Source organism: Afipia massiliensis (assembly GCF_014203115.1).
GTDB classification, from domain to species: Bacteria; Pseudomonadota; Alphaproteobacteria; order Rhizobiales; family Xanthobacteraceae; genus Afipia; species Afipia massiliensis.
The window spans coordinates 422,881-448,673 of the sequence record NZ_JACHIJ010000003.1 but is presented as its reverse complement, the minus strand read 5'-3'; the positions used below and the strand labels follow the sequence as shown (position 1 = coordinate 448,673).

Annotated in this window: 27 protein-coding genes; 12 read left to right on the top strand and 15 right to left on the bottom strand. The window is 62.0% G+C overall.

Features of this window, described 5'->3' with window-relative positions; genetic code table 11:
• The first annotated feature begins 72 nt into the window (after positions 1–72).
• Positions 73–3,585 carry a PAS domain-containing hybrid sensor histidine kinase/response regulator gene (locus HNQ36_RS11700; RefSeq protein WP_184085158.1) on the top strand — a complete coding sequence of 1,171 codons (3,513 nt, stop codon included), beginning with the start codon at positions 73–75 and terminating at the stop codon, positions 3,583–3,585.
• A 29-nt stretch (positions 3,586–3,614) separates the two neighbouring features.
• Here HNQ36_RS11700 and HNQ36_RS11695 read toward each other — a convergent pair whose 3' ends face one another.
• The 4 genes from HNQ36_RS11695 to HNQ36_RS11680 form a co-directional block, all read right to left on the bottom strand.
• Positions 3,615–4,262, bottom strand: a complete 648-nt coding sequence (locus tag HNQ36_RS11695) for an HAD-IA family hydrolase (protein WP_184085156.1) — start codon at positions 4,260–4,262, stop codon at positions 3,615–3,617.
• A gap of 62 nt (positions 4,263–4,324) precedes the next feature.
• A complete protein-coding gene (locus HNQ36_RS11690) occupies positions 4,325–4,999 on the bottom strand; it encodes a response regulator (protein ID WP_184085153.1) in 675 nt (224 codons plus the stop codon).
• Between the two features lie 247 nt (positions 5,000–5,246).
• The gene (locus HNQ36_RS11685; protein ID WP_184085150.1) at positions 5,247–7,379 is read right to left on the bottom strand and encodes a DUF294 nucleotidyltransferase-like domain-containing protein; all 2,133 of its coding nucleotides are present in this window, start codon (positions 7,377–7,379) and stop codon (positions 5,247–5,249) included.
• A gap of 45 nt (positions 7,380–7,424) precedes the next feature.
• Positions 7,425–8,045, bottom strand: coding sequence for a hypothetical protein (locus HNQ36_RS11680; protein ID WP_184085134.1), 621 nt, complete (start codon positions 8,043–8,045; stop codon positions 7,425–7,427).
• A 308-nt stretch (positions 8,046–8,353) separates the two neighbouring features.
• Between HNQ36_RS11680 and HNQ36_RS11675 the strand changes: the two genes are divergently transcribed.
• From HNQ36_RS11675 to HNQ36_RS11650, 6 genes are all read left to right on the top strand, one after another.
• Positions 8,354–8,632, top strand: coding sequence for a DUF4212 domain-containing protein (locus tag HNQ36_RS11675; protein ID WP_046828479.1), 279 nt, complete (start codon positions 8,354–8,356; stop codon positions 8,630–8,632).
• A gap of 12 nt (positions 8,633–8,644) precedes the next feature.
• Positions 8,645–10,627: a sodium:solute symporter family protein gene (locus HNQ36_RS11670; RefSeq protein WP_184085131.1), complete on the top strand. Its 1,983-nt coding sequence runs from the start codon at positions 8,645–8,647 to the stop codon at positions 10,625–10,627.
• A gap of 209 nt (positions 10,628–10,836) precedes the next feature.
• Positions 10,837–11,157, top strand: coding sequence for a hypothetical protein (locus tag HNQ36_RS11665; RefSeq protein WP_046828477.1), 321 nt, complete (start codon positions 10,837–10,839; stop codon positions 11,155–11,157).
• Complete coding sequence (locus tag HNQ36_RS11660; protein ID WP_184085128.1) at positions 11,154–11,477, top strand: hypothetical protein; 324 nt, start codon at positions 11,154–11,156, stop codon at positions 11,475–11,477. Before HNQ36_RS11665 ends, HNQ36_RS11660 begins: the two co-directional genes overlap by 4 nt.
• A 110-nt stretch (positions 11,478–11,587) precedes the next feature.
• On the top strand, positions 11,588–11,956 hold the full coding sequence (locus HNQ36_RS11655) for a hypothetical protein (RefSeq protein WP_184085125.1): 369 nt from the start codon (positions 11,588–11,590) through the stop codon (positions 11,954–11,956).
• 201 nt (positions 11,957–12,157) lie between these two features.
• The gene (locus HNQ36_RS11650) at positions 12,158–13,822 is read left to right on the top strand and encodes an MFS transporter (RefSeq protein ID WP_184085122.1); all 1,665 of its coding nucleotides are present in this window, start codon (positions 12,158–12,160) and stop codon (positions 13,820–13,822) included.
• Positions 13,823–13,918: 96 nt separating this feature from the next.
• On the opposite strand, the gene HNQ36_RS11645 is transcribed toward HNQ36_RS11650, so the two are convergent.
• Entirely contained in the window at positions 13,919–14,446 is a 528-nt protein-coding gene (locus tag HNQ36_RS11645; RefSeq protein ID WP_184085941.1) for a hypothetical protein, read from the bottom strand.
• Between the two features lie 53 nt (positions 14,447–14,499).
• Complete coding sequence (locus HNQ36_RS11640; protein ID WP_046828472.1) at positions 14,500–15,123, bottom strand: 2-hydroxychromene-2-carboxylate isomerase; 624 nt, start codon at positions 15,121–15,123, stop codon at positions 14,500–14,502.
• A 278-nt stretch (positions 15,124–15,401) separates the two neighbouring features.
• Here HNQ36_RS11640 and HNQ36_RS11635 point away from each other — a divergent pair, with 278 nt between their 5' ends.
• From HNQ36_RS11635 to HNQ36_RS11615, 5 genes are all read left to right on the top strand, one after another.
• Complete coding sequence (locus HNQ36_RS11635; protein ID WP_184085939.1) at positions 15,402–15,785, top strand: AtpZ/AtpI family protein; 384 nt, start codon at positions 15,402–15,404, stop codon at positions 15,783–15,785.
• A gap of 102 nt (positions 15,786–15,887) precedes the next feature.
• Positions 15,888–16,637, top strand: coding sequence for a F0F1 ATP synthase subunit A (locus HNQ36_RS11630; protein WP_046828470.1), 750 nt, complete (start codon positions 15,888–15,890; stop codon positions 16,635–16,637).
• A gap of 63 nt (positions 16,638–16,700) precedes the next feature.
• Positions 16,701–16,928 carry a F0F1 ATP synthase subunit C gene (locus HNQ36_RS11625; RefSeq protein ID WP_019195259.1) on the top strand — a complete coding sequence of 76 codons (228 nt, stop codon included), beginning with the start codon at positions 16,701–16,703 and terminating at the stop codon, positions 16,926–16,928.
• A gap of 65 nt (positions 16,929–16,993) precedes the next feature.
• Positions 16,994–17,551 (top strand): F0F1 ATP synthase subunit B family protein, encoded by a 558-nt coding sequence (locus HNQ36_RS11620; RefSeq protein WP_184085120.1) that lies wholly within the window; start codon positions 16,994–16,996, stop codon positions 17,549–17,551.
• A gap of 5 nt (positions 17,552–17,556) precedes the next feature.
• The gene (locus HNQ36_RS11615; protein WP_046828468.1) at positions 17,557–18,039 is read left to right on the top strand and encodes a F0F1 ATP synthase subunit B family protein; all 483 of its coding nucleotides are present in this window, start codon (positions 17,557–17,559) and stop codon (positions 18,037–18,039) included.
• Positions 18,040–18,112: 73 nt separating this feature from the next.
• On the opposite strand, the gene HNQ36_RS11610 is transcribed toward HNQ36_RS11615, so the two are convergent.
• From HNQ36_RS11610 to HNQ36_RS11570, 9 genes are all read right to left on the bottom strand, one after another.
• The gene (locus tag HNQ36_RS11610; protein WP_184085117.1) at positions 18,113–18,775 is read right to left on the bottom strand and encodes a hypothetical protein; all 663 of its coding nucleotides are present in this window, start codon (positions 18,773–18,775) and stop codon (positions 18,113–18,115) included.
• A 262-nt stretch (positions 18,776–19,037) separates the two neighbouring features.
• Positions 19,038–19,625, bottom strand: a complete 588-nt coding sequence (locus HNQ36_RS11605) for a GNAT family N-acetyltransferase (protein WP_046828467.1) — start codon at positions 19,623–19,625, stop codon at positions 19,038–19,040.
• Positions 19,626–19,728: 103 nt separating this feature from the next.
• Positions 19,729–20,127, bottom strand: a complete 399-nt coding sequence (locus HNQ36_RS11600; protein WP_347339958.1) for a YbaN family protein — start codon at positions 20,125–20,127, stop codon at positions 19,729–19,731.
• Positions 20,128–20,150: 23 nt separating this feature from the next.
• Complete coding sequence (locus HNQ36_RS11595; RefSeq protein ID WP_184085114.1) at positions 20,151–21,440, bottom strand: M16 family metallopeptidase; 1,290 nt, start codon at positions 21,438–21,440, stop codon at positions 20,151–20,153.
• The gene (gene thrC, locus HNQ36_RS11590; protein WP_184085111.1) at positions 21,437–22,855 is read right to left on the bottom strand and encodes a threonine synthase; all 1,419 of its coding nucleotides are present in this window, start codon (positions 22,853–22,855) and stop codon (positions 21,437–21,439) included. Before thrC ends, HNQ36_RS11595 begins: the two co-directional genes overlap by 4 nt.
• A gap of 130 nt (positions 22,856–22,985) precedes the next feature.
• Positions 22,986–23,753 (bottom strand): SURF1 family protein, encoded by a 768-nt coding sequence (locus HNQ36_RS11585; RefSeq protein ID WP_184085108.1) that lies wholly within the window; start codon positions 23,751–23,753, stop codon positions 22,986–22,988.
• Entirely contained in the window at positions 23,750–24,142 is a 393-nt protein-coding gene (locus HNQ36_RS11580; RefSeq protein ID WP_184085104.1) for a DUF983 domain-containing protein, read from the bottom strand. The genes HNQ36_RS11585 and HNQ36_RS11580 overlap by 4 nt, the downstream gene beginning before the upstream one ends.
• 114 nt (positions 24,143–24,256) lie before the next feature.
• Positions 24,257–25,111 (bottom strand): cytochrome c oxidase subunit 3, encoded by an 855-nt coding sequence (locus HNQ36_RS11575; RefSeq protein ID WP_184085101.1) that lies wholly within the window; start codon positions 25,109–25,111, stop codon positions 24,257–24,259.
• A 57-nt stretch (positions 25,112–25,168) separates the two neighbouring features.
• Positions 25,169–25,780: a cytochrome c oxidase assembly protein gene (locus tag HNQ36_RS11570; RefSeq protein WP_184085097.1), complete on the bottom strand. Its 612-nt coding sequence runs from the start codon at positions 25,778–25,780 to the stop codon at positions 25,169–25,171.
• Between the last annotated feature and the right edge of the window lie 13 nt (positions 25,781–25,793).

Here is a 25,793-nt window from a genome sequence, read left to right as displayed (position 1 = left end):
TGATCCCGAAAGGTGGAAACCGGTTTTCGGGAGGATCATGCCCAAACGACATAGGCGACGGGGACCCTATCGATGCTGCATGACTGGGGCGTGATCGCAGCCGCGTTCGGCTACATCGGCCTTCTGTTCGTCGTCGCGAGCTACGGCGAGCGGCTGACGCAGGCTCAGCGCGGCCGCCTCGGCACTATCATCTATCCGCTGTCGCTCGCGATCTACTGCACGTCCTGGACGTTCTTCGGCTCGGTCGGGCTTGCGACGCGGACCAGCGTCGAGTTTCTCGCGATCTATGTCGGCCCGATCCTGATGATCGCATTCTGCACGCCGCTGTTGATGCGCGTCATTCAACTGGCGAAATCACAGAACATCACCTCGATCGCCGACTTCATCGCCGCGCGTTACGGCAAGAGCCAGGCCGTCGCCGCCACCGCTGCCGCCATCGCCATCATCGGCTCGGTGCCCTACATCGCGCTTCAATTGAAGGCCGTCGCATCATCGCTGGAAACCATCCTCAATCAGGATCAGGACGTCTCCAGCATTCCCTACATCGGCGACATCGCCTTCATCGTCACCATCACCCTCGCCGCCTTCGCGGTGCTGTTCGGCACGCGTCAGACCGACGCCACCGAACACCAGCACGGCCTGATGCTGGCGGTCGCGACGGAATCGCTGGTCAAGCTAGTAGCGTTCATCGCCGCCGGCGTGTTCGTCACGTTTTTCATGTTCGGGCCGACCGAACTGATCGAACGCGCCATGAAGACGCCGGAGGCGGTGCGCGCCATCGAGGCCACGCCGTCGATCGGCAATTTCCTCGCCATGACGCTGCTGTCGTTTCTGGCGATCATGTTGCTGCCGCGACAGTTCCACGTCAGCGTCGTCGAGAATTCGACCGAAGCCGAGGTGCGCCGCGCGCGCTGGCTGTTCCCGCTCTATCTGATTGCGATCAACCTGTTCGTGATCCCGATCGCCATCGCCGGCCTTGTCACCTTCCCGTTCGGCGCATCGGACAGCGACATGTACGTGCTGGCGTTGCCGATCCAGGCCAAGGCAACGTCGCTCAGCGTGATCGTGTTTATCGGCGGCCTGTCCGCCGCCACCGCCATGGTGATCGTGGAATGCGTGGCGCTCGCCATCATGGTGTCGAACGACATCATTATGCCGCTGGCGCTGAAACGGAAGCGGTCGTCGCAGGACGGCAAGGCGAACTTCGGCGGCTTTCTGCTCAAGGTCCGGCGCGTTGCGATCTTCGTCATCATGGCGATGGCCTATTTGTATTATCACGCGCTGGGGAATGCGCAGCTCGCCGCCATCGGCCTGCTGTCATTCGCCGCCGTCGCGCAGCTCGCGCCGGCATTTTTCGGCGGACTGTTCTGGCGGCGCGCGACCGCGCGCGGCGCGATGGGCGGCATGCTGATCGGCTTCGCGGTGTGGGCCTACACGCTGTTTCTGCCAAGCTTCGCCGAGGTCGATCCGCGCGGCGCGGTCTGGCTGAAAGAAGGACTGTTCGGCATCGCCGCACTGCGGCCCCGCGCGCTGCTCGGCACCGAAATGGCGCCGCTGATTCACGGCGTATTCTGGAGCCTTTCACTCAACCTCTTGACCTACATCGTGCTGTCGCTGCTGCGCCAGCCGACATCGATCGAACGGGTTCAAGCCGACCTGTTCGTGCCGAGCGAACTGGCGCCGATCGCGCCGAATTTCAGGCGCTGGCGCACGACAGTGACGGTGCAGGATCTGCTCAGCACCGTCGCACAATATCTCGGCCCCGAGCGCGCGCAGGTGTCGTTCGAAACCTTCGCCGCGACCCATCACATCAATATCGATCGCGCGGCTCCCGCCGATTTCCGCCTGCTGCGCCACGCCGAACACCTGATCGCCTCATCGATCGGCGCGGCCTCCTCCCGCCTCGTGCTGTCGCTGTTGCTGCGCAAGCGCGCGGTGTCCGCCAAGGCGGCGCTGAAACTACTCGACGATGCGCACACCGCGCTGCATTTCAACCGCGAGATGCTGCAGACCGCGCTCAATCACGTTCGCCAGGGCATCGCGGTGTTCAATCCGGAGCTTCAGCTCATTACCTCGAACCAGCAGTTCGGCGAGATTCTCGACCTGCCGGCGCAATACTCACAGATCGGCATTCCGCTGGTCGAGATTCTCGAATTCATCGGCAGCAACGGACAGTCAGATCCGGACACCGATCCGGCCGCCCTGCAGCGACGGCTTGCCGCCTACACCACCGAGGGCGAGCCCTATCTGGAGCGGCTGGCCGATCGCAATATGGTTGTCGAGGTTCGCGCCAACCGCATGCCGGGCGGCGCGCTGGTCATCACGTTTTCCGACATTACACCGAGCTTCGAGGCGGCGGAAGCACTGGAGCGCGCCAACGCCACGCTCGAGAAGCGCGTCCGTGAGCGCACCGAACAGCTCACCCGGCTCAACAGCGAGCTTGCGCTGGCCAAGAGCACCGCCGAAGAAGCCAACATTTCCAAGACCCGCTTCCTCGCGGCGGCGAGCCACGACATCCTGCAGCCGCTCAACGCGGCACGTCTCTATGTTACCAGCCTGGTGGAACGGCAGGACGGCGGCGAAGATGCCCGCCTGGTCGGCAACATCGACGACTCGCTGGAAGCCATCGAGGAAATTCTCGGCGCGCTGCTCGATATCTCGCGGCTGGATTCCGGCGCGATGACGCCATCGATCTCCAGCTTCCGCATGAGCGACCTGATGCGCTCGCTGGAAGTGGAGTTCGCGCCGATCGCAAAGGCGCGGAAGCTCCAGCTGACGTTCGTGCCGTGCTCGCTGCCGGTGTCCTCGGATCGCGTGCTGTTGCGGCGTCTGCTGCAAAACCTGATTTCGAACGCCATCAAGTACACGCCGAAGGGCCGCGTCCTGGTCGGCTGCCGCCGCAAGGGAAAATCCCTCGAGATCGGAATCTACGATACCGGGGTCGGAATCCCGGTCCCGAAGCGCACGGAAATTTTCAAGGAATTCCACCGGCTCGATCAGGGCGCGCGGATCGCACGCGGACTGGGGCTCGGACTGTCGATCGTGGAACGGCTCGCGCGCGTGCTGAACCACGGCATCGTGGTTGGGTCGAACCTTAGTGGCGGTTCACATTTCACTGTGACGATGCCGATCGCCAAGACCGTGACGCATACGGGGGCGCTGACCGGCGCGAACATCTCTTCGAAGGCGCCCATGAGCGGCACCCTCATCGTCTGCATCGAGAACGACCGCGCCATTCTCGACGGCATGAAGACGTTGCTGACCGGCTGGGATGCCAAGGTCATCGCCGCCGTCGATCCGGTGGCGGCCGCGGAAGCAATCGCGGCAACCGACGAGCGCGTGACCGGCCTCCTGGTCGACTATCACCTCGATCGCGGCAACGGCATCGCGGCGATCCGTGACATCCGGCAGCGATTTGGCGAGGGAATTCCCGCGATCCTGATCACCGCCGACCGCAGCCCGCACGTCCGCGACGCCGCGCGTGAGGATGGAATCGTGGTGCTCAACAAGCCGCTCAAGCCGGCGGCGCTGCGCGCACTGCTCGGGCAGTGGCGGGCGCAGCAGATAGTGGCGGCGGCGGAGTAGTTTCCGTTGGGAGCGCGCTCCGGCGGTGCTCAGGCGTGCGCGTGGCCGCTCAGCGTCAGGCCGGTGGCGGCTTCGAGTTCTGCGATGGCCTGAGGTCCGTCGATCACCTTGATGGTGGTCATGCCCATCTCGCGCGCGGGCTTCAGGTTGACGCCGAGATCGTCAAGATAGACGCAGTTCTTCGGATCGACGCCGAGCGCATCAGCCATCATCCGATAGATCCGCGGATCGGGCTTGCGCAGACCGATTTTTGCCGACTCGATGACATGATCGAACAGCGCCATCGTTTCCGCGACGTAAAGCGCACGGCCACCGGAACTACCGATGGCGTTGGCGGGAAGATTGTTGGTGATGCAGCCGGTCTTGAAGTGCTGCTTCACACGCCGGAGCGCCTCGACCATCTCCGGACGCGGATCGCCCGACAGCAGCGGGACGACATCGCGTCCCCGCACCTCGGCGCCGAGCGCCAGCGATTCGGCGGCGAACAGCACGTCGAAGGTTTCGAGATCCACTTCGGCGCGTTCGAACTTCGCCCATGCATTCTCGAAGTGGTTCGCGGCGTTGGTGCGCCGGATGATATCGGCGGGAAGGCCGCGCTCCTTCTCAAACCGCGCGAAGGCCTCGAACGGCGAGGTCGTGAGCACCCCGCCAAAATCCCAAATCACTGCCTCAACCATGATCGATTGCCTTCAATTGAATTGCTTTGCGCGTCGCTGACACAGAGCGGCTAGCCACGCCGCTACTTCGCCGTGTCGGACTGTTTCCATTCTCCGCCTGCGATCTTGGCGGCGGCGATGACTGCCTGCGTCCGGCTTTCGACGCCGAGCTTCTGCAGGATGGCGGAAACATGCGCCTTGATGGTGGCTTCGGAGACCCCGAGTTCGTAGGCGATCTGTTTGTTGAGCAGACCTTCGGACAGCATCATCAGCACCCGGACCTGCTGCGGTGTCAGGGTCACCAGTCGATCGCGCAGTCTGGTCATGTCGGGATCGCCCGCCACGGAGAGATCGACGTCGGCCGGCACCCAGACATCGCCGTTCATGACCTTGCCGATGGCCTCGCGCAGGGTCTCGACGCCGAACCGTTTCGGGATGAAACCCGATGCTCCGAAATCCATCGAGCGGCGGATGGTCCCGGCGTCGTCGCTGGCGGACACGATCACCACCGGAATCGCCGGAAACTGCGCGCGCAGGTAGATCAGCCCGGAAAAGCCGCTGATCCCCGGCATCGACAGGTCGAGCAGGATCAGGTCCACGTCGGGTTCGCGATCGAGCAGCGCCGTCAGTTCCTCGAACGATCCGGCCTCATCGATCCGGGCGGTCGCGACGACGGTCGCGATGGCCTGTCGCAAGGCGTCGCGAAAAAGCGGGTGATCGTCGGCAACGACGAGACGTGTGCTGGAGACTGAGGTCATTTATCCGATACGAACGTCGCTGATGGGTCTGAGTGAACTGACGGCTGAGGCAGATCAAGTGTTCACTGGCCCGGAGAGTCTTGCAAGGCAGCTTATTGGCATGTCTCGAATGGTACGTCACCGGGATCGTGCATTGCAATATCCAGATTCACGGCCTTTTATCCCTTTGTCCAGAAAGAGAAACCGCGTCCTTCTCAACTGAATCGCAATACGCGGATCGGTCTCCGGATGGAACGCCCACGTCACATCAGTCATTGAACAGCAGATCCCGGGTCAGGACATCTATAGCTGTGACTGCTTCGAGCCCCGCGCGCAGCCGGTGATATTCGCGGGCCGTCAGTTGCTTGATCGCGACGGCGTTGGAGGGGGGCATTCCGTGGTGCACATCATCGATCTGCTGAGCAAGGATCAAGTCGAGAAAGACGCCATGAGCTTCTTCAAGTGCATCGATGTCGGATTCGCTGGCGTTGGTGCACGCCTTGATGCCCGCCAGCCGCGCTGGCGTTGATCGAGCCTCGATACCGTATCGGATGGCCAAGGCGCGCGCAGCGGCCACAAGACCAAACAGCCCGGCCCTCTTGAGGTCGATACGGCCAGCCTCGGTGCGGATTCCGCCCAGGAATTTCAGACTCGCGGGAGTGTCAATGCCTTCGACCAGAAGCTTGGCGAAAGCGACCTGCCCCACGGCGGCATCGAATGCCGCCCGCCGCACGGCAAGAGCAAGACCTCCATCGCCGTGTACCGCGCGCAAATCGAAAAAAATATCGACGGACAACAGATCGCTGGGATTTGAACGACTGATCCAGTGATCGATGCGATTCCGCCATGTCGCAATTGAGCCGCGCCAGGCTTCATTTCTTGCCATCACGCCACCCTTGCAATAGGGCACGCCGGCCTCATGCAGGAGATCCGCGACATGCGCCCCGAACGCTGCGAACCAGCGATCTTCGGTGCCCCCCGGCTCGCCTCGCTCGAAAATCACGGCATTGTCCTGGTCCATCGCCAGCAGGCTTTCGCCTCGCCCGGCCGACCCAAGCACGACCAGAGCGTAGGGCGATGGCGGGCCACCCTGGCCACCTTCCCGCATAAGACCCTCGGCGATCACCGCGGCCTGACGGGACAGCGCACAGAGTTCGCTGGAGATCACCTTGGCAACGTCGCGGCCGGACAGCCCCTCCCCCAACAGCGATTCCGCCAAGGGCGGGAGCTTTCCCCATGCGGCAGACAGGGCGCGCGCGTCCGGCGCGGCATCGATCTCATCGCCGAGCAAGATCCCCTCCGCGGCCTGCGGGCGCAGCAGATCCCGCGCAGACAAGGCTCCGACTACGCGGCCTGTTTCATCGACAACACCAAGATGGCGGGTATTGAGGCGACTCATTCGCCCGATGGCGCGGTAGACGAATGCGTCGGCCGCGACTGACACGAGCGGCCAGCTCATGATGCGGCTTACCGGCAATTCGAGTGCGCCCGCTCCAAGACCGTCAATCGCGCGCAACACATCGCGTTCGGTGATGACTCCGGCCTCGGCCGCCTTGACGCCGTCCATGCCTGTTTCCGGATCGCTGACATAGAGAGACGATACGTTTTCCCGCATCATCCGGGCCAGGGCGTCGCTGACCGTTGCATTTGTCGCGACGAACAGCGGCGGCGTTCGCATGATGTCGCGGTTGCGGTGCCGGTAAGGATAGCTATCGACACGCTTCACCTGCTCCGCGTCGATGCGGGCCGGAGCTTCGACGGCCTCGATCCAGCCAATCCGCGCCTCATGATCGAGTTGCCGGGAGAGCGCGCCGCAGGCCCGCTCGGCTTCAGCGACCGTGCGGATGCCGCACTCACGCAGCTTTGGGACCAGCGCCAGGAATATGCGCGCCGTGGCGACGGCGTCGCCCAATGCGGAATGCCGGTCCACCGCATCGATATCGAGCCACGCCGCGAGTTTCTCCAGCGAGTATCCGGCCAGTTCGGGAGCAACAATCTCCGCCAGCAACCTGGTGTCGAGCGTTCGTGGACGGGACCATTGCAATCCCGCCAGATCGCATTCACGCTTCAGGACCGCGAGATCAAAGCCGATCGTGTGCCCAATGACCACTTTCTGATCGAGCAATGCTTTGAACCGTGACCAAACATCCACGAACGGAGGCGATTCAGCGACCGCGGCATCGTCGATACCGTGAATTCGCGTCGCCGTTACGGGAATTGACTCACTGCCTGGCCGCAACAGTTGCCGGAATGAGTGGTCGATCAGCAGCTTGCCGCCGGAAAGGCGCGCCGCAGCAAGGTCGACCACCCGCGCCTTGCGGGGATCCAGCCCGGTGGTTTCGGTGTCGATGACAACAGCATCGAGCGACAACAGCGGAACGCCACCCTTCGTTCTGTCCATCGCTCGCCCCATTTCTTACGCCGGACGCGCACAACCTGTCGGATGTTACTCTGCGGCCCTTGCGACAAATGCCCGTTCCAGGGCCGGCCGGTCGATGCGCGAAATCAATTCATCGTGGATGTTGCACAGACTGACCCGCAGATAATTGCGCGTTGTCGCGAAGTCACGGCCACGCAGCTTCTCGTGGATCGGCATCAACGCGAAATAGGTTTCCGCCAAAGGCTCGGGAATATCCATCACGCGCTTGGGCGCATGGCCAGCAGTGAGCTCGATCCGTCTTGCCAGTTCGTCTCGCGCAACAAGCCACGCGTCTTCTCCGATCGAGGGAGGGACCGGATAACGATCAAGCACCGAGAGCACCATCGCGGTCAGTTCATCAAGCATGGCGCGTCGGCGATCACCGGCATGCGGCCGCAGCACGCCCTCAACCATTTCGCCGACCATCGCGAGACCGAGCGGGTACGCTTGCCATCGGGAATGTTCGACGGATTTTGCGAAACCTTCTTCGGCGAAAAGCACTTTCGCGTAGTGGCCCGCGCGTGCGCGCGAATACTCGTAGATGCCTTTTTGCACAAGAAAGGCCGATTGCGCGTCGATAAAATCTGCAAGCGCCGCTCTGTCGCTGATCGGCGGCTGGCGTCGGAAAAACCGGTCGAGCAGCTTCATAGGTGTGAATCCTGACGGCGAGATCCTGCCTTACCACGGCGTTGCGCGGGTTCGATCGCTCAATTCTTTTCGCACCTGCGAACCAAGCCCGCGTCAAAGAACCGCAGGTAAATAGGAGGCAAAACAGGGCTCTAAGACGAAAGTCTATAAGGCCTCTTCCTGTCCCGTTGTTAGTTTTTTACCGGCTTCCAGACCGGCATCAAGATCGGTTGGGCCGCGGCAGCGGGGGGCGCCGCTTTTGATGGGATTGCATTCCCCTCGACAAAACCCGGCGCTCGCAGAGCCCGGTTTGGGGAGGATTGCAGCCCATGCCTCACTCCGCAGATCTCAAGGAAAGAGAAGTCGCCCACTGGAGAAAAACCTCCCGCCTGATGTTCACGCATCTCGCGGTCTGGTTCTTCTTTGGATTCATCATCCACATGTTCGTGATCCCGCTTAACAAGATCACGGTCCCAATCCTCAACTTCCCGCTCGGCTTCTACATGGCCGCGCAGGGCTCGCTGATCGTGTTCGTGGTCATGCTTTTCCTGTTCGCAAAGCAGCAGGACAAGATCGATCGCGAATTCGGCTTTGCCGAAGACGATTGAGGGGAAACGAACATGTCCACGCAAACCACTTCCAGCAGTAGCTCGGACTTCATCAAGAATCTGGGAAAGATGTATGGCACCTACACCGGTGGCTTCATCGCATTCATTATCCTCCTCGCAATTCTCGAGCAGGCCGGCGTTCCGAACAAAATACTTGGCTACCTGTTCGTGTTCTTCACGCTCGCAGTTTACGCCATCATCGGCGTAATGACGCGAACGGCGGAAGTCTCCGAATACTACGTTGCAGGGCGGCGTGTGCCCGCCTTCTACAACGGCATGGCAACCGGCGCCGACTGGATGTCGGCGGCGTCCTTCGTCGGCATGGCCGGCACTCTCTTCCTGCTCGGCTATGACGGCCTTGCCTGGGTGCTCGGCTGGACCGGCGGCTTCGTGCTGGTGTCGATCCTGATCGGACCGTACCTGCGCAAGTTCGGCGCCTATACCGTGCCTGACTTCCTCTCGTTCCGGTTCGGCGGCCATGTGGCGCGTACGCTCGGCGTCATCGTGCTCGTCTGCTGCTCCTTCACTTATGTGACGGCGCAGATCTACGGCACCGGACTGATCGCATCGCGATTCCTCGGCATGCAGTTCGAAGTTGCGGTGTTCGCCGGACTGGTCGGCATCCTGCTTTGCGCGATGCTCGGCGGAATGCGCGCGGTCACCTGGACGCAGATCGCGCAATACGTTGTGTTGATCATCGCGTATCTGACGCCGATCGTAATCCTGTCCACCCAGAAGTACGGGATTCCGATTCCTGAACTCACCTACGGTCGGGCAATCGCGGAAATCACGGCGCGTGAAAACCAGATGCTGCAAACGGGCCTTGCAACGGCCGCGAGTCTCAAGCCGCACATTCAACCGTTCATCAACTACAGTCCGCTGAATTTCTTCGCGATCATCTTCTGCATGATGGTCGGCACGGCTTCACTTCCGCACATCCTGATGCGCTATTTCACCACCCCGTCGGTGCGTGAGGCGCGTCAGTCGGTCGCTTGGTCGCTGCTCTTCATCTTCCTGCTCTACTTCTCGGCGCCGGCTTATGCGGCGTTCTCGAAGCTGGAAGTTTATACCAACATCATCGGGCGGGATCTGACCGCGATCCGGCCTTGGCTCTTCCAGTGGGGAGAACTCGGGCTGATCCAGATCTGCGGCAAGAACGCCGCCAACATCGATGCCATCGTGGCCGCGTGCAAGGCCATTGCCGGTCATCCCGGCGTGGTCAGGTTGCAGGACTTCGTGATCAATACGGACGTGATCGTGCTCTCCACACCGGAGATCGCGGGACTTCCCTATGTGATCTCGGGCCTTGTGGCCGCCGGTGGCCTCGCCGCAGCGCTCTCCACCGCTGACGGGCTTCTGCTCGCCATCGCCAACGCACTCAGCCACGACGTCTACTACAAGATGCTCGACCCCAACGCGCCCACAATGCGCCGACTTACGGTGGCACGCGTGCTTCTCGTCATGGTCGCGGTTGTTTCCGCCGCCCTGGCGGCGACCAAACCGGGAGACATCCTGGCGATGGTGGGGTGGGCATTCTCGCTCGCGATGGCCGGTAACTTCCCGGCGCTCGTGATGGGAGTGTGGTGGAAACGCGCGACATCGACAGGCGCAGTCTGCGGCATTATCGCCGGCTTCGGTCTCTGCCTGTTCTATCTTGTGACCACAAGGTACTTCCCCGGTGCCGGCGTGGCGTACTTCGGTATGACCTCGCTGCTAAACCCGGTAACCGGGGCACCGGTGGTCGATCTCGCCAAGGCCATGGCCCTGCCGAATGCCATGGACAGCTGGGTCACCCTGGCTCATCCCATGGCCAACAAGGTGGGCTGGTTCAACCTCAACAACATCGCCTGCGGGTTGCTGGGAATGCCGCTTGGCTTCCTGGTCATCTACGTCGTCAGCCTGATGGGCAAGGAACCGTCGAAGGAGATGCAGGCCTTCGTCGATGAAATCCGCAGACCACGCGGTGAGACGGTGCTCAAGGAAAAAACCACCTGACGCACCACTCCTGATCTCTGGAAACGGGGCCCTTTCGGGCCCCGTTTTGTCGAGACGACAGCCTTCGGACTTGCCGCCAATCCTGGCGCTTGTCATCCTGTGACAATGTCGCTCCCGAAACCGAAACGACGCAGGCAAAAGTTTCTCTTGTCGACGATTGAGTGCGCAATCTCCGCACGTTGAGAGATACATTTCGGGGACACATATCCGTGGACATAGCGACATCCTTTGCCAGCTACTGGTACTTTCACATCCCGAATTTCATTCTGGCGGCATTGATGTACACGATGCTCGGCCGGGTTTTGCTCAGCCTGATGGTTGATCCCGACTCGCCGAATTATATCTGGCGGTTTTTCTGCAGAATCACCGATCCGGTGATTGCGGCGGTTGCGATCGTGACGCCTAAGGTCACGGCCCCGGTGGTCCGCTGGCTGTTCGGATTCGTCTGGCTGTTCTGGATTCGCGTCGGCTTCCACTACACATTGCTGGTGCTCAATCTCGCCCCCCGAGCCGCGGGAGCAGCGTCATGAGCCGCAACTTCTATTTTATAGGCATCGCCTTTTTCGGCATGATCAACGGCATCTTCAACCAGCTCTGGCTGATCTTCGCGCTGCTTTACGTGCAGCCCTTCGTGGGACCGCTATTGTTCGGAAGCCTGCCGCTGACGCTGATGTTCGCATCCCTGATGGTCTCGACCGCCACCGTCATTCTTGGCGGCATTCCGGCGGCGGTTTACGAACGCGTCACCCGCGCCTCGGAGTCGAACGATGCGTCGCTCTGGATATGGCTCGCCGGAACCGCGCTGCTGACGCTGCCGGCCGTCGGCAACTTCGTCAAGATCGGCTTGTAGACAGCAACGCGCAGAGTAAGGTGGGCGTGATCTGACTTGACGATACGCTTGAACGCGCGATGCAGGTGCCCAGTTGACTGACGTTGCCGGTCGTTCATGGAGTAACGACAATGGAGGAAATGCGCCGCATCGCCTTTGAGACGGTGCTGCGCGCCTGCGGTTTCGCATCCCTCGCCATTTTCTGCGTCATGATCGGCCTGTCTTTCCTGCCGCGATCCGCATTTCAGGCTGGTGGATTTCTCAGCATGGTGATGACCCTCGTCCTTGTCCTGAAGGCGTACGAAGCCCAGACCAAGGACCATCGCCGGACCGAGATGTGGCTCTATTTATCTGAGGAAAACCGTCCGCCAGCTACCCACGCGCAGCGGACGATCGCAGCCTTGATGCGCGAGACCTACTTGCTGTTTGCGCGCTGGACTGCACTCGTCACCATTGCGATGTGGACGATCGCACTGCTCTTTTCGGTCTTCGGCCTCTAGCTCCGAGCCCACCCGCCTCGCAGGAATGACATTTGTGCGACGCGAAAAGCCCTTCACCCGCCTTTGGTCGTGAGCCGAAAGTCCAATAGGGCTAGGTTTCACGCCGATGTTACCTTGCTGCGAACTTCTCGCGCTTATGAGCCGGCCAAAGAACGGCGCGCAGAGGCGATTTTATCAGCAACGTTTTTGGGGAGCATCGAAATGGCCACCATCACTACAACCTCGCCGCGGACGGGCGGCATGACGAAGGACGAACGTTTCGTCATCTTCGCGTCATCGCTCGGCACCGTCTTTGAATGGTACGACTTCTACCTTTACGGCTCGCTGGCCGCGATCATCGGCGCGCAGTTCTTCAGCGCCTATCCACCAGCCACCCGCGACATCTTCGCGCTGCTCGCATTCGCCGCCGGCTTCCTGGTTCGCCCGTTCGGCGCCATCGTGTTCGGGCGCATCGGCGACATCGTCGGCCGCAAGTACACCTTCCTCGTCACCATCCTCATCATGGGCCTGTCGACCTTTATCGTCGGCCTGCTCCCGAACGCAGCCACCATCGGCATCGCAGCTCCGATCATCCTGATCATCCTGCGCCTGCTGCAGGGCCTCGCGCTCGGCGGTGAGTACGGCGGCGCGGCCACCTACGTCGCGGAGCACTCGCCTCCCGGCAAGCGCGGCTACTACACGTCATTCATTCAGACCACCGCCACACTCGGCCTGTTCCTGTCGCTGCTGGTCATCCTCTTCACTCGCACGATTTTGGGCGAAGCCGCGTTCGCGGATTGGGGCTGGCGCATTCCGTTCCTGCTCTCCGTCGCGCTGCTCGGCGTCTCGGTCGTGATCCGGCTGAAGCTGAACGAATCGCCCGTGTTCCAGAAGATGAAGGACGAGGGCAAGGGCTCGAAGGCCCCGCTGACCGAATCCTTCGCGCGCTGGAGCAACGCCAAGATCGTGCTGATCGCATTGTTCGGCGGTGTGATGGGCCAGGGCGTGGTCTGGTACACCGGCCAGTTCTACGCGCTGTTCTTCCTGCAATCGATTCTGCAGGTCGACGGTTATACGGCGAACCTGCTGATCGCGTGGTCGCTGCTGCTGGGCACCGGCTTCTTCATCGTGTTCGGCGCGCTGTCGGACAAGATCGGCCGCAAGCCTATCATCCTCGCGGGCTGCCTGATCGCGGCTCTCACCTTCTTCCCGATTTTCCGCATGATCTCGACCAACGCCAACCCGCAGTTGGAAAAGGCCATCGAGACCGTGAAGGTGTCGGTTGTTGCCGATCCGAAGGGCTGCGGTGACTTGTTCAATCCGGTCGGCACCCGCGTGTTCTCCGCGCCTTGCGACCTTGCCCGCGACTTCCTCGCGAAGTCCTCGGTCAAGTATGACACCGTCGCTGGTCCCGCCGGTTCGCCGGTGAAGATCTCGATCAACGGCACTGAGGTGCCTTACACCAAGCCGGCGGACTCGAATGCCGGCGCGACCGCTGCCCTCCAGGCGGCCGGTTATCCAAAGCGCGGCGCCAACCCGACGCTTGTGAAGATGTCGCATCCATTCGATATCTTCCGGCCGCAGGTTGCCGCCATCATCGGTCTGCTGTTCGTGCTGGTGCTGTTCGTCACCATGGTATACGGGCCGATCGCCGCGATGCTGGTCGAATTGTTCCCGACCAAGATCCGGTACACGTCGATGTCGCTGCCCTATCATATCGGCAACGGCTGGTTCGGCGGTCTGTTGCCCGCGACATCATTCGCGATCGTGGCATCGACCGGCGATATTTACTCAGGCCTCTGGTATCCGGTGATCTTCGCATTGATCACCGTGGTGGTCGGCTTCTTCTTCCTGCCGGAAACCAAGGACGTCGATATCACCAAGTAACGATCGAAGATCAGGCGGCCCACGCCGCCTGATCTTCCAAACACATCGGCCGCGGATCGCTCCGCGGCCGTTTTTTTGTTTTGAGTTGCAGTTCGCTCAGATTTCAGACAACCGCTTCTGCAGACGGACCGCCATCTCGATCAGGCGATCCCAGACGCGGTCGATTAGCGCCAGCAGCTTTTCGTGCTCGGGCGGTAGTTGCAGTTCGACCTTCCTGTCGGGCGACGCCTTGCTGTCTGGCGACGCCTGCGCGCTCTTTTTTGAATCTTCCTTGGCAAGCGGCGTATCGGTCTTGCCGGTCACGGTGTCGCGCTGGGCCAGTTGGTCACGCAGGTTCTTGTTGTCGGCCTGAAGCCGGCCGATCTCGGTGTCGAGCGCGGCCCGCTCATCCGGCACCAGCCGGCAGATCCAGCCGTTCTTGTTGGTGCAGATCGACACCACGCCGTTGCGGGTATCGAGCCGCAAAAAACCATCGGTGACCGGCGAGAGCGCATATCGGCCATTCTCAGTGTCGGGGGCAGTCTGGGCGTGTGCGCCGTGCCCCAGCATCAGCGACGCCGCCAACGCCATCGCGGCAAAACCGGTTCGGCGGATCGCCGCCGTTACGAAAGCCTCACCGGCCATCTTATCTGAACGCATGGGCTCGGCCCTCCCGCGCAATCGCCCCTGTCTTCGTCTCAGACGTTAGAGGTGTAGGCCTTGCGACCGGATTTCAACGCATCCGCAAGCAATTCGATCCGGTCCTGCCCCCAGAAAACCTCGCCATCGAGAACCCAGGCCGGCGAGCCGAACACACCGGCCTCAATCGCATCCTGACGGTTCTGGTCGTAAACCGCGCCGACTTCGTTCGACGCCGCGTGCGCCACGATGCTGGCGCCCGGCAGTCCCGCCTCGTCGGCCAGCCGCGCGACAGTGGCCGCATCGGCAAGATCGAGCTGCTGCTCCCAGACGCCGATGAAGGCGCGGCGCAGAAACGGTTCGGGGTTCAATCCCGCCGCCATCGCAGCGATCACGGCGCCATCCGCAAGCCGCACATTGAACGGCCAGTGCTTCGGCTGGATGTGGAAATTCAGCCCACGCTTCTCGCGCCAGCGCTGCATCTCCATGAAGCGGTAGCGCTGCCGCGCCGGATGCCGCTTCGCCAGCGGCAACCCGCCGGTCTCGGAGAACAGATCGACGAGGACGACCGGCTTGTAGTTGACCTTCAACTGATGCGCGGCCGCGAGGTCCTGAAACAAGGCATGGCCGATGTAAGCCCATGGCGACTGGATGGAAAAATAGTAGTCAATCTGGCGCGCCATCGGTCCTCCGGCTGCACGATTTCAGGATGTTCCGGTGATATCACAACCATGCCAAACCGCAGCAGGAGGCGCGACATTGTGTGTCACGATTATCGCAGTGCGGCGAGTGCGCGCAGCGGTTGGATTTTTTCTTCGATTTCATAAATTATTTCAATGTGATACCTGTCAATCAGGCAATCTTGACTTGCCCGTATGCCGTCAGTATGGTCCGCGCGGTTTCCGTGGGTGGCGGGGCGTTTTTCTCTGAAATCGCGCGACGGGGGTGGGTGTCGACAGCAATGGCGAACGGCACGCACAACAACGGTCGCGGCGAGGGGGAACGAGACAAACCGCCTGCCGACGAAGCTGCGCTCTCCGCAAGGCTCGACCGTCTGAATCATCGGCTTTCCAAAGTCCGGAAAGACCGCACGAACCAGACAGATCAGTCAGGAAGCGGGGCTGCCTCCGCCAACGCATCTGCGATGGCCCGGGGGTTTCGCCTCTCCTCCGAATTGATTGCAGGTGTCATTGTCGGAGCGGTCATTGGCTGGGGCATCGACCGTCTGTTGTCGACTTCCCCCTGGGGTCTGATCGTGTTTTTTCTGCTTGGCTTCACCGCCGGCGTGATCAACGTGATGCGGGCAGCCGGCGTCGCAAACCGCGACGCGTCCGATCGCTCCTGACAAGGTCCCGCGACCGGTCCTGGGAATCGCATTGAATTTCAAGCCAGTTCGCTGGCGGGTGTTACTGTCCGGCGCGCCGGCAAAGATGAAAGACGAACGTGGATGGCCGATCCGATCCATCAATTTGAGATCCACAAGATCTTCTCGCTGGGCCACATCGGCGGACAGGAGATCGCGTTCACCAACTCATCGGCCTACATGTTCGGCGCGGTTGCAGTCGTCTCATTGCTGATGATCGGCGGCAGCGCCGGACGCCACCTGGTCCCCACCCGTTTCCAGTCGGTCGCGGAACTGTCTTATGAATTCGTCGGAAACACGCTGAGAGAAAGCGTCGGCGACGAAGGCATGAAGTTCTTCCCCTTCGTGTTCTCGCTGTTCATGTTCATCCTGACCGCGAACATGATCGGCATCATTCCCTACACCTTCACCGTGACCAGCCACCTCATCGTCACGCTGGCGCTGGCGCTGATGGTGTTCCTGACCGTGCTGCTCTACGGCCTCTACAAGAACGGCTTCAAATTCTTCAAGCTGTTCGTGCCCAGTGGCATTCCGCTTTATATCCTGCCGCTCATCATGGTGATCGAGGTGATCTCGTTCCTGTCGCGGCCGGTGTCCCACTCCGTGCGTCTGTTCGCGAACATGCTGGCAGGTCACATCACCCTCAAGGTGTTTGCGGGATTCGTAACGTCGCTGAGCGCGCTCGGCGCTGTGGGCATCTTCGGTTCGATATTGCCGCTGGCGATGACGACCGCGCTCACCGGCCTCGAAATTCTCGTGGCTTTCCTGCAGGCCTACGTTTTCACCATCCTGACCTGCATCTACCTCAACGACGCACTTCATCCCGGACACTGACTTCAGACACTGACCGGATTTCACTCATCCACTAATACCAACATCCCAAGAAGGAGTTTCACCATGGATCCAGTTGCAGCAAAGTACATCGGCGCCGGCATCGCTTGTCTCGGCATGGGCGGCGCAGGTATCGGCGTCGGCATGATCTTCAGCCAGTTCCTCAACGGCGCGCTTCGCAACCCGTCGGCCTCGCAGGGCCAGTTCGCTAACCTGATTTTCGGCTTCGCCGTGACGGAAGCGCTCGGCATCTTCTCGCTGCTCGTCGCGCTGCTGCTGCTGTTCGCCGTCTGATTTCAGATGATGCGTACGCCGCGGGGCCGTTAACGCACCGCGGCTGACGCCAACAGGAGACGCTCATGGCGACGGGTCAGGGCACTGCAAAGGGCACGACCGCCCACACCGCGGCAGACGGACATGGCAAGGCGGGTTTCCCGCCTTTCCAGAAGGAGACGTTTGCCTCGCAGCTGGTGTCGTTCGCGATCGCCTTTGCGTTGCTTTACTTCATTGTGTCGAAGTTCGCGCTTCCGCGCGTCGGCGGCATTATCTCGAACCGCGAAGGCGTGATCGAAAACGATCTCGCCGAGGCGCAGAAGCTGAAAGACGAGTCCGATCAGGCTCTGAAGGCTTATGAAACCGAGCTTGCCGATGCGCGGGCGCGGGCTCAGGCCATCGGATCCGAGACACGCGACAAGCTGAACGCGCAGGCCGAAAGCGACCGCAAGGCGCTGGAGACCAGCCTCGCAGCCAAACTGGCCGATGCCGAAAAGACCATTGCCTCAACGCGCGCAACCGCGATGGGCAATGTCCGCTCGATCGCATCGGACGCGGCAACGGCTATCGTCCAGCGTCTCACCGGCGTTGCGCCCGACAGCAAAACAGTCGATAGCGCCGTCGATGCGTCCTTGAAGGGATAACGACGATGTTCCAAGCAGAATTCTGGGTCGCCGTCGCTTTCGTCCTCCTGATGGGTGTGTTCGGCTATTTTGGCGTTCACCGCACCATCCTGCAGGCGCTCGATACTCGCCGCGATCGCATCAAGAAAGAACTCGACGACGCCCGTCGCCTCAAGGAAGAGGCTGTGAAACTGGTCGCCGAGTATCGTGCCCGTCGCGCCAGCGCCGAGCGTGAAGCGCAGGAGATCATCACCAGCGCCAAGGCCGAGGCCGAGCGCATCGCGGCCGAAGCCAAGACGAAGATGGAAGAGTTCGTCGCCCGCCGCACCAAGACCGCGGAAAGCAAGATCGCCCAGGCCGAAAGCCAGGCGATTGCCGACGTCCGCGCGGCCGCTGCGGAAGCTGCCGTGACCGCCGCGTCCTCGATCATGACGCAGTCGGTCAAGGGCTCGGTCGCCGACGGCCTGATCGCCAAGGGCATCCAGGACGTTCGCAGCAAGCTGAACTGATATCTCACACACGATCAAAAAGCCGGCCCCGTTGATTCGAGGCCGGCTTTTTGCTGTCAGATCATGTGGCTCGTTATTTCTTCCGCTTGCGCGCAGGCTCCGGCTTTAGTGCAGCTGGATCGAACCCGACATAGAAGATGTACTTGTCGTTGGCGGCTTCGGTCGGCGCCGGATAGACGATATCCTCGGCCACGATGCTGAACTCGGTGTTTTCGCCTTCCATCGCCACCGTCGTCCGGAACGCCTTGGTGACGATGACCTTCTCCGGTGCACCTTCCTGTACGACGGCGACGCGCATCGGCACATCGACCGTCGGCGGCGCGCCCGCCGGCCCGGTGATGATCCGGCCCAGAATGCCGATTCGCACCGTCACCTGACCGTTCTGCAAATTGCAGTCGCGCGCGGTGCGGGTGATCGATCCCTGATAGCGCAGATCGTTACCGGAAGCAGGCTTGCCGGGCACACCGACCGCGAGCGTGGACGCCCCGAAGCGGATCGCGACGCTGGGGCACGTGAGATCGCTGTTCTGCGTCGCCTGCGTTGACGGACTGGAGGATGTGCTGGCTTCCTGCGAATTCGAACCGAACAGCTGGCTGAACTTGCTGCCGATCGACGAACTGGTCGATGGACTGCCGGACGATCCGCCGGACATGCTGCCGCAGCCCGACAGGGCCGTATTCGCTGCCACGGCCAGCGCAGCCATCGCTGCGCGCTTCAAACGCCTGCCATCCGCCATCATTGCTTCCAGTTGGCCAAAAGATCGGAAAGGAACCTAGTGTCCTGAATCCGAAGTTCGCTTCATTTTTCAGCACTTTCGTAGCGAACTTCGGATTCAAAAGGACACTAGAAATTATAATTGTCGTGTGGTTTTGGTTCGCAAGTCCGCAACCGAGCGCGCTGTAGAAATGATGCGGACTTGAGAACCACCACACGAGACGGCCTTATAGCAGGGCAATGACGGCGAACCAAAGGCGCAAGGCCGGGCTCAGGTGCGCTGGTTAACCGCGGAAATCCTCATCCAGCAGGCCATACAGACAGTGGTCCTGCCAGACCCCGTTGATGCAGAGGTAACGCCGCGCCAGCCCTTCGCGGGCAAAGCCGCATTTCTCGAGAACCCGGATCGAGGATTGATTGGTCGGGATGCAGGCGGCCTCGACACGGTGCAGGTTGAGCTCGCCGAACAGCGTCGGCAGCAGCACCCGGAGCGCCGCGGTCATATAGCCTTTGCCCGCATGCGGTTGGCCGATCCAGTATCCAAGGGTCCCCGCCTGCACGATCCCGCGCCGCACATTGGCAAGCGTGACCCCGCCCACCAGCGCTCCGTCGTCCTCGCGAATCACCAGGAAGGGATAGGCCCGGTCCTCGGCGATATCCTCGGCGTAGCGCCGCAGCCGGCGGCGGAATCCCGAGCGGGTCAGGTCATCGGATGGCCAGATCGGCTCCCATGGCGTGAGAAACGTCCGGCTGATCTCGCGCAGCTCGCTCCACTGCGGATAGTCGGGCATTTGCGGTGCGCGCAACAGAAGTCCGTGTCCGCGCGGGGCGAGCGCCGGAGCCGTCGTCGTGGGCAAGCGAAACAGGGCCATGCCGAAACCCTTCTTCCCTATCCGGATGCAGGCGATGCACCCACATACCTATTCTACCATAATCTGCCGGTCATTCCGATCCGGCAAGCGATCCGATCGAGCGCTACGACGGTCTTGAAAATACATAAGCAAGGCCCGTCAGCATCAGCGCGGCGACGGCAAGCGTGAGCGGCAGGCCGGGATCGCTGGCAAGCTGGAACAGGGTGAAGCCGATGATCATGCCGCCGAGCGCGGCCAGCTTCGCATTGCGCGGAATAGCGCCGCGCGAACGCCACGCGCGCAAGGTCGGTCCGAAACGCTCATGCTCCAAAAGCCAGGCCTCGAACCGCGGAGAAGACCGCGCGAAGCACGCCGCCGCCAGGATCAGGAAAGGCGTTGTCGGCAGCACCGGAAGGAACGCACCGACAAAGCCGAGCGCAACGAAGACAAATCCCAGGGCGAGGAAGAGGATGCGCAGAAAACGCAAGGAGCGAGAATCGTTGTCGGCGGGATCGCTGCTCACGTTGTCACATGCGGCGTTCTGCGTCAGTGCAGCAGCGCCCTGGCCTTCGGGCGCGCCAGACCTTCCGCCAGGCTTACGGCGGGATCGAGCCCACGCCCCTCGCCCAGCGCCACCACCGCCGGACGGCTGCGGCTCAGCAAGGCGCGCGCGGCATTGCGGGTCGATTCCACGCTGACCGCATCGATCCGCGCCACCAGCTCGTCCACCGTCAGCGGACGTCCGTAGGCCAGGATATGCCGCGCCATCTGCTCGGCGCGAGCGCTGCAGCTTTCCATTCCCATCAGGAGGCCAGCCTTCATCTGCGCCTTGGAGCGGGCGATCTCCTTTTCGGTCAGCGTCTCGACGGCATTGTTCATTTCGTCGACGATGACTTCCACCATCTCCGGCGCATCGGCCGGATCCGTCCCGGTGTAAAGTCCGAAAAATCCGGTGTCGGAATAGGCGGCGTGGAATGTGTAGATCGAATAGCAAAGCCCGCGCTTCTCGCGGACTTCCTGGAACAGCCGCGATGACATGCCGCCGCCCAGAATGTTGGAGAAGACCTGTACGCTGAACAGCGACAGATCCGATTGCGGCACACCTTCGAGCGCCAGCGTCAGATGCGCCTGTTCGAGATCGCGGCGAATGACGCGCGAGCCGCCCTTGCCGAACATCGCGGGCACCGGCTTCGGCCCCGGCGTGCCGGCGAAGCTAGCAAAGCGCTGCTCCACCTCGGCGACAACGTGCTTGTGATCGACTGCGCCAGCGGCGGCGACGACCATTTCGGGGCCGCGATAATGCGTGGTCAGGTAGTTGTGCAGATTGTCGCGGTTGAAACTGGCAAGCGTCTGCGGCGTTCCGAGCAGCGAACGGCCCAGCGGCTGATCCGGATAACACAACTCGCTGAGATGCTCGAAGATCACGTCGTCCGGCGTATCCTGCGCCGCGCCGATTTCCTGCTCGATCACGCCTTTCTCGCGCTCCAGCTCCTCGGCATCGAACGAGGGATTGGCGAGAATGTCCGACAGCACGTCGAGCGCCAGCGGCACATCGGCCTTCAGCACGCGCGCATAATAAGCGGTGGATTCGTTGCTGGTCGCGGCATTGAGATCGCCGCCGACCGCCTCGATTTCCTCGGCGATCTGCCGCGAGGTCCGCTTCGTGGTGCCCTTGAAGGCCATATGTTCCAGAAGATGAGACATGCCGTGCTCGTCCGCCTTCTCGTCGCGGCCGCCGACGCCGGTCCATACGCCGAGCGCCGCAGTTTCCAGATGCGCCATCGTATCGGTGACCACCGTCAGTCCGGAAGCCAGCTTGGTGATTTCAACGCTCATCCGGCGACTCCCTGCTTCGCGGCCCTGCTCACCGAGAGAATGAACCGCTCGACCTCGGTCTGATCGTTCTTCATGACCTTGACGTGTTCGGACTTTGTCATCAGGCCGTCGAGCCACGCCGGCAGCGGCGGACGAACCCCGCACGCCGCCTCGACGGCATCGGGGAACTTCGCGGCATGAGCTGTCGAGAGCACGATGTTAGGAACGGTCGAGACCGGCTTGTCCTGATCGGCGACAGCGAGCGCCACCGCGGTGTGCGGATCGACCAGTTCGCCCGCCTCGCGCCATGCGGCGCGGATCGCAGCGCTGGTTTCGGTTTCGTCGGCGCGGCCCGCGTCGAAATCTTCGCGGACCTGTTTAAGCACCGCATCGCTCAGCACGAAACGACCCGACTGCGCCAATGACGCCATCAGCGCGCGGATCACGGCGCTGTCGCGGCCAGTGGCCTCGAACAGCAGCCGCTCGAAGTTCGACGAGATCTGGATGTCCATCGATGGCGATGTCGTGGCGTGGACCTGCTTTACCTCGTAGATGCCGGTCTTGAGCGTGCGCGCCAGAATGTCATTGACGTTGGCGGCGATGCGCAACCGCCGGACCGGAAGGCCCATGCGCTTGGCGACATAGCCTGCGAAGATATCTCCGAAGTTTCCGGTCGGCACGGTGAAGTCGACTTCGCGTGCGGGCGCGCCCAAGGCAACGGCAGAGGTGAAGTAATAGACCACCTGCGCAACGATACGTGCCCAGTTGATCGAGTTCACCCCGGACAGCGATACGGAATCGCGGAACTTGTGGTGATTGAACAGGCCTTTCACGATTCCCTGGCAGTCGTCGAAGTTGCCTTCGATCGCCAGCGCGTGGACATTGGCGGCGCCGCTGGTGGTCATCATCCGCCGCTGCACATCGGAAATGCGCCCGTTGGGAAACAGCACAATGAGGTCGGCATAGTCGCGGCCGGCAAACGCATCGACCGCGGCGCCGCCGGTGTCGCCCGAGGTCGCAACCACGATGGTGGTGCGCTGGCCGCGCTTTGCCAGCACATGATCCATCAGCCGCGACAGCAGCTGCATTGCGACGTCCTTGAACGCGAGCGTCGGGCCGTGAAACAGTTCGAGCACGAACTGGTGCGGGCCTATCTGGCTGAGCGGCACCACCGCCGGATGACGGAACGTGGCGTAGGCTTCTACCGCCATGCGGCCAAGATCGGCCTCCGAAATCTCGTCCGCGACGAAGGGGCGGATCACTTCAACCGCGACCTCCCAATAAGGCCGGCCGAAAAACCCGGCAATGGTCTCAGCGCTGAGCTGCGGCCAGACCTCGGGCACATACAGGCCCCCGTCGCGGGCCAGCCCGGTCAGCATCACGTCACAGAACCCAAGCCGGGGCGCTTCGCCCCGTGTCGAAATATAGCTCGTCAAGCGATCCTCCAAAGGCTCAAGCCCGACGCAAGCCTTTGATAATGTTTGATTATAAACTTCACCCACGGTGAAATCGAAACGCACCATATCGGCTGCGAACCGGCTTCACAAGAATCCAAACCGGGCTGGATCAAGCCCGGCGCTGGCCTGCGACCCAGAAACCGAAGGCCGCCGCCACCACGAGCGCCAGACCGAACCAGGTGATGGCGTATTGCAAGTGGTTGTCCTTGAGCTGCACATGCAGCGGGCCCGGCTTCGGGGTCCCCGAGGCGGGCTGCGGCGATTCGAGATCGACATAGAACGGCGCGACCTCTCCCCACCCGAGCACCTGCGCCATCGATTGATGATCGCGCACGAACCACAGCCGCTTGCCGCTATCTTCCTTCGGCGTGAATGTGCCGGGCTCCTCCGGAAAACGCAGATAGCCGGTCAGTTCAACCGGCGCGCCGGTGACGAGCCGCGTCACCGCGCGGTCTTGCTGCGCACGATCCTGCATCGTGTTCTGCACGAAGCCTGCATTGATAACGACGCTGCGTCCATCCGCCAGTCGAGCCGGCATGAACGCCCATGTCCCCGGCCCGGTAATATCGTCGCGCACCGCAGAGCCGGAGCTATAGACCATGGCATCGGGCTTCGCCTCGAATGTCGCACTGAACCTGACGCGCGAAAATTCGTCATGGGCGGGCAACAGTGTCGGCCAGGAGGCTGCCGGCGGCAACGCAACAGGCGCCTTGGCAAGCCGCTCGGTCAGAGCTGCGATAAGCGCATGTTTCTCGTCCTTGCGGCGAAGCTGCCAGACGCCGAGACTGGCGAGCACCGACACCATGATCAGTGCGATCACGGCAAGACCGAAAACGCCGCGCTGACGCGTGGATGGAATTGTATTGAGCTGGTTCATTTCGGTTTACGTTCGATCAACTGACCTTCAGCGGCCTTGTGGTGATACTGCAAGGCGATCAGCAGCGCCTTCATCGACCGCAGCGGCAGCAAGGTGGTCGCCAGAATCAACGGTCCCCACAGCGCCGCATGCACCCAGAACGGCGGCTGATACTTGATTTCAACAATGAGCGCCGAGCCAACCACGATAAATCCCGCGATCATGATGATGAACACGGCCGGCCCATCGCCTGCATCGATGAAGGCATAGTCGAGGCCGCAGACATCGCAACGCGGGCGCAGCGTGAGGAATCCCGCATAGAGCTTGCCCTCGCCGCAGCGCGGGCACCTGCAGCCGAGACCGCGCAGCGCCGCCTGTGACACGCTCGTGGACACGGGAGTATCGGTCATGGCGTTGTTCTCATCGGCCTTCGCTACGCCCGCTGCCCCGCCCCCGCAAGAGCAAAGCACTTCACGAAAAAGGGCGGCCCGAAGGCCGCCCTGATCGATGAAACCGGCGCGAGATCAGTGCGCGCCCGCCATGGTCGATGCACCATGTCCCCAGACATAGATGGCAATGAACAGGAACAGCCACACCACGTCGACGAAGTGCCAGTACCAGGCGGCGAACTCGAAGCCGAGGTGCTGTTGCGGCGTGAAGTGCCCTGCATAGGCGCGCAGCAGGCACACCAGCAGGAAGATGGTGCCGACCAGCACGTGGAAGCCATGGAAGCCCGTGGCCATGAAGAAGGTCGCGCCGTAGACGTTGCCCGCGAAGCTGAATGCCGCATGGCCATACTCATAGGCCTGCACGCAGGTGAACAGCGCGCCGAGAACGACGGTGAGGATCAGTCCCCACTTCAGGCCCTTGCGGTCGCCCTCGAGCAGCGCGTGATGCGCCCAGGTCACCGTGGTGCCGGAGGTGAGCAGGATCAGCGTGTTGAGCAGCGGCAGATGCCAGGGATCGAAGGTTTCGATGCCCTTCGGCGGCCACACGCCGCCGAACAGTGCCTCACGGGTGACGTGAACCGGATCGGCCGGGAACAGCGCGGCGTTGAAATAGGCCCAGAACCACGCCACGAAGAACATCACTTCGGAGGCGATGAACAGGATCATGCCGTAGCGGTGATGCAGCTGCACGACGCGGGTGTGATCGCCCTTGTACTGTGCCTCGCGGATCACGTCGGCCCACCAGCTTGCCATGGTGTAGAGCACGCCGATGGTGCCAACGCCGAACACGATTGGCGCGCCGGCGAACATCTTGTGCATCCATGCGACAGCACCCACGGCCATGATGAAGGCCGAGATGGAGCCGACGACCGGCCACGGGCTCGGATCGACGAGATGATAATCGTGGTGTTTGGCTTGGCCCGTTGCCATGTGGTCTCTCCGTGATGCCGGTGCGATCCGGCGCGTGTCGTCGTTATAGTCGAAAGATCAAAGATTGCCCTTGCGCTTGTCCGGCGCCGTCGCCGCAAGCGGCTTCGGTGCGGGATCTTTCACAGGGTAGAAGGTGTAAGACAGGGTGATGGTGTTGAGGTCGTCGTATTCGCGATCGGCGGCGAGCGCCGGATCGACATAGAACACCACCGCCATCTCACGCTTCTCGCCGGGACCGAACGACTGCTCGGTGAAGCAGAAGCAATTGATCTTCTGGAAGAACGCGCCGACCGTCAGGGGCGCGACATTGTAGGCAGCGACGCCCGTGGTCGTACGCGCGGCCTGGTTGGTGACGGTGTAATAGACGGTCACGACCTCACCGATCTTGACGTTGATCTCGGTCTGCTCGGCCTCGAATTTCCAGGGCAAGCCGCCGCTGACGTTGGAATCGAAGCGCACGGCGATGCGGCGTTCCAGTGACTTTTCGGGCACGGAAGTCGCGACCTGCGTGGTGCCGTTGAATCCGGTCATGCGGCAGAACCAGTCATAGAACGGCACCGCGGCGTAGGATGCGCCGACCATGAATGCGACGACGAACCCGCAGATCGACGCGACCATAATATCGCGGTTGCTACGCGGCTTTGCCTTGCTGGTGGACTGTTGCGTCATGTCGTGCGCATCG